A 6,442-nucleotide genomic window follows, 5' to 3' on the forward strand; every position below is an offset into this window, starting at 1 on the left:
GAGCGGTCCGTGGTGCGCGGGATCGACGTGGTCGGTGCGGCCGTCGGGTTGGCTGTTCTCGCGCCGCCGATGCTCATCGTCGCCGGCATCATCCGCCTCGCCAGCCGGGGCCCAGCGCTGTTCCGGCAACGCAGGGTCGGGCAGGGCGGAAAGCCGTTCACGCTCTACAAGTTCCGCACCATGCGCTTGGGGTGCAGCGACGAACCGCTGCGCGACATGATCGCACGCGAGTTGCGCGGCGAGGACACTTCCGCCGACGGCAGCTTCAAGCTGGACCGCGATCCGCGCATCACCGCGGTTGGTTCTTGGCTGCGGCGCACCAGCCTCGACGAGTTGCCGCAGCTGCTCAACGTGCTGCGCGGTGACATGGCGCTGGTCGGACCCCGTCCGTGCCTGGAGTGGGAGGCCGCGATGTTCCCACCGGAGTTCGCCGAACGGAGCGCGGTGAAGCCCGGGCTGACCGGGCTGTGGCAGGTCAGCGGTCGCAGCACCATGAGCACCTTGGACATGCTCCGCCTGGACGTGGTCTACGTGCGGTCTCGCAGCCTGCAGACCGACCTCGGCATCCTGGCCCGAACCCTGCCGTCGATGCTGCGCGGGGACGGTGCCCGATGACGACGCTCTTCGTGGCGACCACGGGCGGTCACCTGGCCCAGCTGCACAGCCTGTCCGAGCGGATTCCCGCGGACGGTCCGGCGGTGTGGGTGACCAGCCGCAACGAGCAGAGCACGTCGATGCTGGCAGATCGGGACGTCGTATACGTCCCGCCGGTCGGATGCCGCAGCGTGCGGGGAGTTCTGCGGTGCCTGCCGATCGCGCACCGGCTGTGGCGTACCCGGGGCATCACCCGGGCCATCTCCACCGGTTCCGGTATCGCACTCGGTTTCCTGCCCTACCTGGCCGCGCGCGGCGTGGAGTGCCACTACATCGAAAGCGCCGCACGGGTGAACAGCCCGTCGTTGACCGGAAAACTGCTCCGCTGGGTTCCCCGGGTCCGGGTGTACACCCAGTACCCGCACGCCGCCGGCCACGGCTGGCGCCACGGCGGCAGCCAGTTCGACGTCTACCGGGCAACGACCGCAGACCGCCCGCGGGGAGACCGGTTGCGCGTGGTGGTCACGGTCGGCGCATCGACGTACCCGTTCCGCCGGATGATCGAATCTCTGGTGCCGCTGCTGGAGCCCGACGGTGCGCTGCACCAGGCGACCGGTCTGCCGGTCGAAGTTCTCTGGCAGACCGGTCCGGCGCCGGTGGACGACCTGCCGATCCAAACCAAGCCGTACCTGCCGATCACCCAGCTCGCGGAGGCGCTTTCGTCGGCCGACGTGGTGATCAGCCACTCCGGCACCGGGTCCGTGCTGCTGGCGTTCGATGCGGGGAAGGCGCCGGTGGTGGTCACCAGGGAGCGCCGGTTCGGCGAGGCGATCGACGACCACCAGCGCCAGCTCGCGACCGAACTCGGTCGCCGCGGCCTGGTACTGCACCGGGAACTCGGCTCCATCACCGTCGATGACCTGCTGGCAGCTCGGTCCACGGCGGTGGGAACGCTGCGGGAGCCACCGCCGTTCCAGCTCTCCCGGACTCCTGCGAAGGCCCTGATGCGCAGCGCGACGCCCGAAATCGTCACCGTCGACCCGCGGAAAGACCCGCGATGGGCCGAACTCGCCGCTGGTCCGCAGGGCAGCGTGTTCACCTCCCCGCCGTGGCTGGAGGCACTGTGCCGGACGTACGGTTTCACCCCTGAAGCCCGCATCGCGGTGGACGCATCGGGAGCGGTGGTCGGCGGCTTCGCCTGGGTCCGCGTCCACGACATCCGCGGCGAACGGCTGTGCAGCCTGCCGTTCTCGGATTGGGCGGACCCGTTCGCACCCGACGAGGCTGTCTGGCGCCGGCTTACCAACGGGATCGTCGACCAGGGCCTCCCCATTGCGTTGCGGTGCTTGCACTCCGAAGCCCCCTTGCGGGATCCGCGGCTGCGGGAAGCGGGCCGGCTCGCCTGGCACTCGACGCGGTTGGACGCCCCCCTGCCCGAAATCCACCGACGGATCTCCGCCAACGCCCGCCGCAACATAGCCGCAGCGGAGCGGAACGGCGTCCGGATCTCCGCCGACACCGGGGTGGAAGCGCTGCGGAACTTCCACCGGATGCAGGTCCGGCTGCGCAAGCACAAGTACCGAATGCTGGCCCAGCCGATGGAGTTCTTCGAGAACATCTGGGAGCAGTTCCACTCCGAGGACTCGGTCGTGACCATGACGGCGCGCGCGGGCGATGAACCCGTCGCCGCCGCGGTGTTCCTGCAGTGGAACGGCGTGCTGCACTTCAAGTTCGGCTCGTCATTGCAGGACCGGCTGCAACTGCGCCCCAACGACGCGATCTACTGGGCCGCGATCCGCTGGGCCGCGGATCGCGGGCTGCGGCTGGTCGACTGGGGTGTCAGCGACCTCGACCAGCCTGGGCTGCTGCGCTTCAAGCGGAAGTACGCCGACGACGAGAAGCAGGTCGTGACCTTGCGCTCACAGCGCGGATCATCGACTGCACGTTCTGAAGTGGACGATCTGCTCGGCGAGATCACCGGTCTGCTCACCGACGAATCCGTCTCCGATGACATCACCGGGAAAGCCGGCTCCCTGCTCTACCGGTACTTCTGCTAGGAGGCTTCATGCAGCGCGATGACCGATCAGCCGTGAACACGCAGCGTGCCGTCGCACCTCCGCGGACGAACGCAGCCAGGAGAAGCCCGGGGGAGGTGATCGGAATGACCGGTGCACGAGTGGTCATCGTGGGCCAGGGCTACGTGGGCCTTCCCGTCGCCATGCGCGCCTGCGAGGCCGGATTCGACGTCGTCGGTCTTGACGTCGACGAGGACCGCATCGATCTGCTCCAGAGGGGCAAGTCCTTCATCGACGACGTGGACGACGAGCGACTCGCGGCCGCTCTGGCGACGGGCCGGTACCTACCGACCACCGAGCACGCGGAATTGCGCGGTTTCGAGTTCGCTTCGGTCTGCGTTCCTACCCCACTTCACGACGGCGCGCCGGACCTGCGTTACATCGAAGATGCCGCCCGTGCGTTGTCCACGCACATCTCGCCCGGCTGCTGCGTAGTGCTCGAGTCCACCACCTATCCCGGGACCACGGAGGAGATCTTCGTGCCGATCCTGGAGTCCGGTTCAGGACTGCGAGCAGGAACCGACTTCTACGTCGGTTACAGCCCGGAACGCATCGACCCGAGCAACCCGACCTGGAAGTTCCACAACACGCCCAAGATCGTGTCCGGTGTGGACCCGGGATCGCTGCGCGTCGTCCGCGACTTCTACGACCAGCTGGTGGAAGTGACCGTTCCGGTGCCGGGAACTCGGGAGGCGGAACTGGCAAAACTCCTGGAGAACACCTTCCGGCACATCAACATCGCGTTGGTCAACGAACTCGCGGTGTTCTCGCACGGACTCGGGGTGGACTTGTGGTCGGTCCTCGATGCGGCGGCCAGCAAACCGTTCGGGTTCATGCGCTTCTCACCCGGCCCCGGAGTCGGCGGGCACTGCCTGCCGATCGACGCCTCGTACCTGTCTTGGCAGGTGCGACGTTCCCTCGGACGGGAGTTCCGATTGGTCGACGTCGCCAACGACGTCAACAAGCACATGCCCGACTACGTCGTCGCACGTGCCACGGAACACCTGAACCGGCGCCGCAAATCCGTGAACAGCAGCGCGATCCTGCTGATCGGGCTGACCTACAAGGCGAACTCCGGCGACGCACGCAACTCCCCGTCGATGGCCGTGGCCGAGCGCCTCGACCGGCTCGGCGCCGACCTGCGCGCGGTCGACCCCCTCATCGACCCGGACGAAGTTCCGCCCCACGTGCGGATGGTGGGGTTCGATGCCGACCAGATCTCCCAGTCCGACCTGATCATCGTGCTGGCCGACCACGACATGCTCGACTGGGCGCTGCTGGAGCGCTACGCCGACCGCGTGCTGGACACCCGCAACCGGCTCCGCTCACCGCAGGCGGAGCGCTTTTGACGAGCTGGGCGTCGGCGCAGGTTCAAATCCTCTCGGTCCGACGTTCTTCGTGCAGGTCGCGGGATCGGCGTTCGAGGGAGCGCCGATCCCATGGCTTTCTTTCCGCCTGTTGTGCGAGCAACTGGGCGACTATTCCGCTGTTGCCGGCGTGACTGGTCTTCGACAGGACCGCGAATTTCGCCGGCGGTCGGCTACGCCCTTGACGAAGGTGGTGTCCGGACTGTCAGGAGGAAGTCAGCATGTACGTACCGCCTTCGGCGCGACCGCTCAACGCGGAGGAAGGCGAACTGGTCGAGCTCGCCCGCCGAACGATCGACGCCAACGCGGATTCCGGTCCTGACGAGGACGGCATCCACACGATGGGCGCCGCTGTGATGGCGGCCGATTCCCGCATGTTCAGCGGCGTGAACCTCTTCCACTTCACCGGCGGCCCATGCGCCGAGCTGGTCGCACTCGGCGCGGCTCGGGCCCAGGGCGCGCGGCAGATGAAGTGCATCGTCGCGGTCGGCAGCGACGGGCGCGGTGTCACGGGCCCGTGTGGGCGTGACCGGCAGGTGTTCGCGGACTACTACCCGATGATGCGTGTCGTCGTGCCCACTCCGGACGGGTTGCGCTCTGTAGTGGCAGCCGATCTGCTGCCGCTGTTCCAGAGGTGGACCCCGGAAGCCGGCACGGCCGCCTTCGACGCGTCGAGCTGCAACGATCCCGAGCGCCGAACCTGACATCACCACCGGGGTGGCCGCACCGCTTCGCATCCGGCCTCGTCCGCCGGTCGACTGCACGAGCCAACCGGCGACCTCCAGAACGGCCTGCCCGAACGGGCTCAGCGATCCACTGTGGACTTCCGGAGCAGGATCCGGCCTCGAACACGACACCACCGCGTTGCGGACCCGCACCGAGATCCTTCGACATCCACGTCGAGGCGACGGTGTTCCCGGCAGGGCTGGCGGGTCGGGATCGCTCGCCGACCGCGGTCAGGGCTTTCGCGGGTCGCACGGCGTTGTGCCTGACCCACTGCGCTTCCCGGCGGGTCGACCGGGCTGCCCCCGGGGCTGTGAGCGTTGAAGAGAGCTTCCGGCTCGCAGTGGGACCGGAATGCGGTCCGCCGGTCGGTCTCGCGCCCCATCCGTGCCCACCGGTCTCGTGAACCCTTCATGGCCCATGCGGCGCCGCATTCACATGAGGCACCGCGTTCAACGGGTGTCCCTTTGTACTCTCGATAGCCGAGTGAGCACCCGCGGTGAACCCCCCATTCGGGTTAACGCGATTAGTCGTCGTAACAGGCAGTATCGCCCGGAAATTGCACACGAACCCCCAGCTCCTGGCGTTGCTCATCCCCCGGGGCGCCAGCTGGGGCGGGAGGAGAGAGAACATGCCCCGAGGTTCTCTGGTCCGAGGCGTTCTTGCGGTCGCCGTGACGATCCTGGCCAGCCTTTCGCTTGCGGCGACGACCGCCGCGGCTGCGCCCTTCGTCATCGGCGGTGGCCAAGCGACTCAGACCTACGGCTTCATGGCGTCCATGCAGTCCACCGACGGCAAGCACCACTGCGGCGCCTCGCTGATCGACAAGGAGTGGCTGGTCACCGCCGCGCATTGCGTGGACGGGCAGCAGCCCGGCAACGTCCAGTACCGGATCGGGACGACCGACCGCACCAGCGGTGGCGAGGTGGTCAAGCCGGACAAGTTCGTGGCCCACCCCAAGTCGAAGCAGAAGCAGGCCGGCAGCGACGTCTCCGCCGGCTACGACGTGGCCCTGGTCCACCTGTCGAACCCGGTGCAGGAGCAGCCGATCAAGATCGCCACCACCGCACCGGAGTCCGGCACCGCGCTGCAGCTGCTCGGTTGGGGCCAGACGTGCGGGACGCCCAAGTGCGGCGAGCCGCCGGTGAAGTTGAAGGAGCTGGACACCAAGACGCTCGCCCCGGCGAACTGCAGCAGCTCGCAGGACGGGTTCGATTCGGCACGGGAGCTGTGCATCGACAATCAGGAGGGCAAGGTGAACGCCTGTTACGGCGACTCCGGTGGCCCGGCCGTAGTGCAGGACGGCAGCGAATTTGAACTGGTCGGAGCGACCAGCCGCGGCATGGCCGAGAATTGCGCGGAGAAGCCGGGCATCTACAGCAACGTCGTGGCGCACGCCGACTGGATCAACCAGACCATGAGTTCTGGCGGCTCCGACGGTTCGTCCGAGGTGCCCGGCAAGTCCTCCGGCGGAGGCTCCGACATGCCTTCTGGCAAGCCGTCGTTCCCGCCGGGGACGACGCGCCACCGGTGAACCCATCGCCTGCGGCGGACACCCTCGCCGTCCCGGGGGGGGGGGGGGGGGGGGGAGGATGGGGGGGGGGGGGGTGGGGTGGTTGTTGTTTTTTGTTTTGTTTTTTTTTTGGTTGTTTTTTTGAGGGAGAGCTGAGCCGCCAACCCACC

Annotated in this window: 5 protein-coding genes; all 5 read left to right on the top strand. The window is 67.9% G+C overall.

Features of this window, described 5'->3' with window-relative positions:
* The first annotated feature begins 9 nt into the window (after positions 1-9).
* The 5 genes from AC07FN_RS09200 (at position 10) to AC07FN_RS09220 (ending at position 6,293) form a co-directional block, all read left to right on the top strand.
* Complete coding sequence (locus AC07FN_RS09200) at positions 10-615, top strand: sugar transferase (RefSeq protein ID WP_478395164.1); 606 nt, start codon at positions 10-12, stop codon at positions 613-615.
* The gene (locus AC07FN_RS09205; RefSeq protein ID WP_478395165.1) at positions 612-2,651 is read left to right on the top strand and encodes a GNAT family N-acetyltransferase; all 2,040 of its coding nucleotides are present in this window, start codon (positions 612-614) and stop codon (positions 2,649-2,651) included. The genes AC07FN_RS09200 and AC07FN_RS09205 overlap by 4 nt, the downstream gene beginning before the upstream one ends.
* Before the next feature lie 104 nt (positions 2,652-2,755).
* Entirely contained in the window at positions 2,756-4,018 is a 1,263-nt protein-coding gene (locus AC07FN_RS09210; protein WP_478395166.1) for a nucleotide sugar dehydrogenase, read from the top strand.
* A 239-nt stretch (positions 4,019-4,257) separates the two neighbouring features.
* On the top strand, positions 4,258-4,740 hold the full coding sequence (locus AC07FN_RS09215; RefSeq protein WP_478395167.1) for a cytidine deaminase family protein: 483 nt from the start codon (positions 4,258-4,260) through the stop codon (positions 4,738-4,740).
* A 650-nt stretch (positions 4,741-5,390) separates the two neighbouring features.
* On the top strand, positions 5,391-6,293 hold the full coding sequence (locus AC07FN_RS09220; RefSeq protein ID WP_478395168.1) for a S1 family peptidase: 903 nt from the start codon (positions 5,391-5,393) through the stop codon (positions 6,291-6,293).
* The last annotated feature ends 149 nt before the right edge of the window (positions 6,294-6,442 follow it).

This window comes from Saccharopolyspora sp. NPDC045941, from assembly GCF_056431445.1.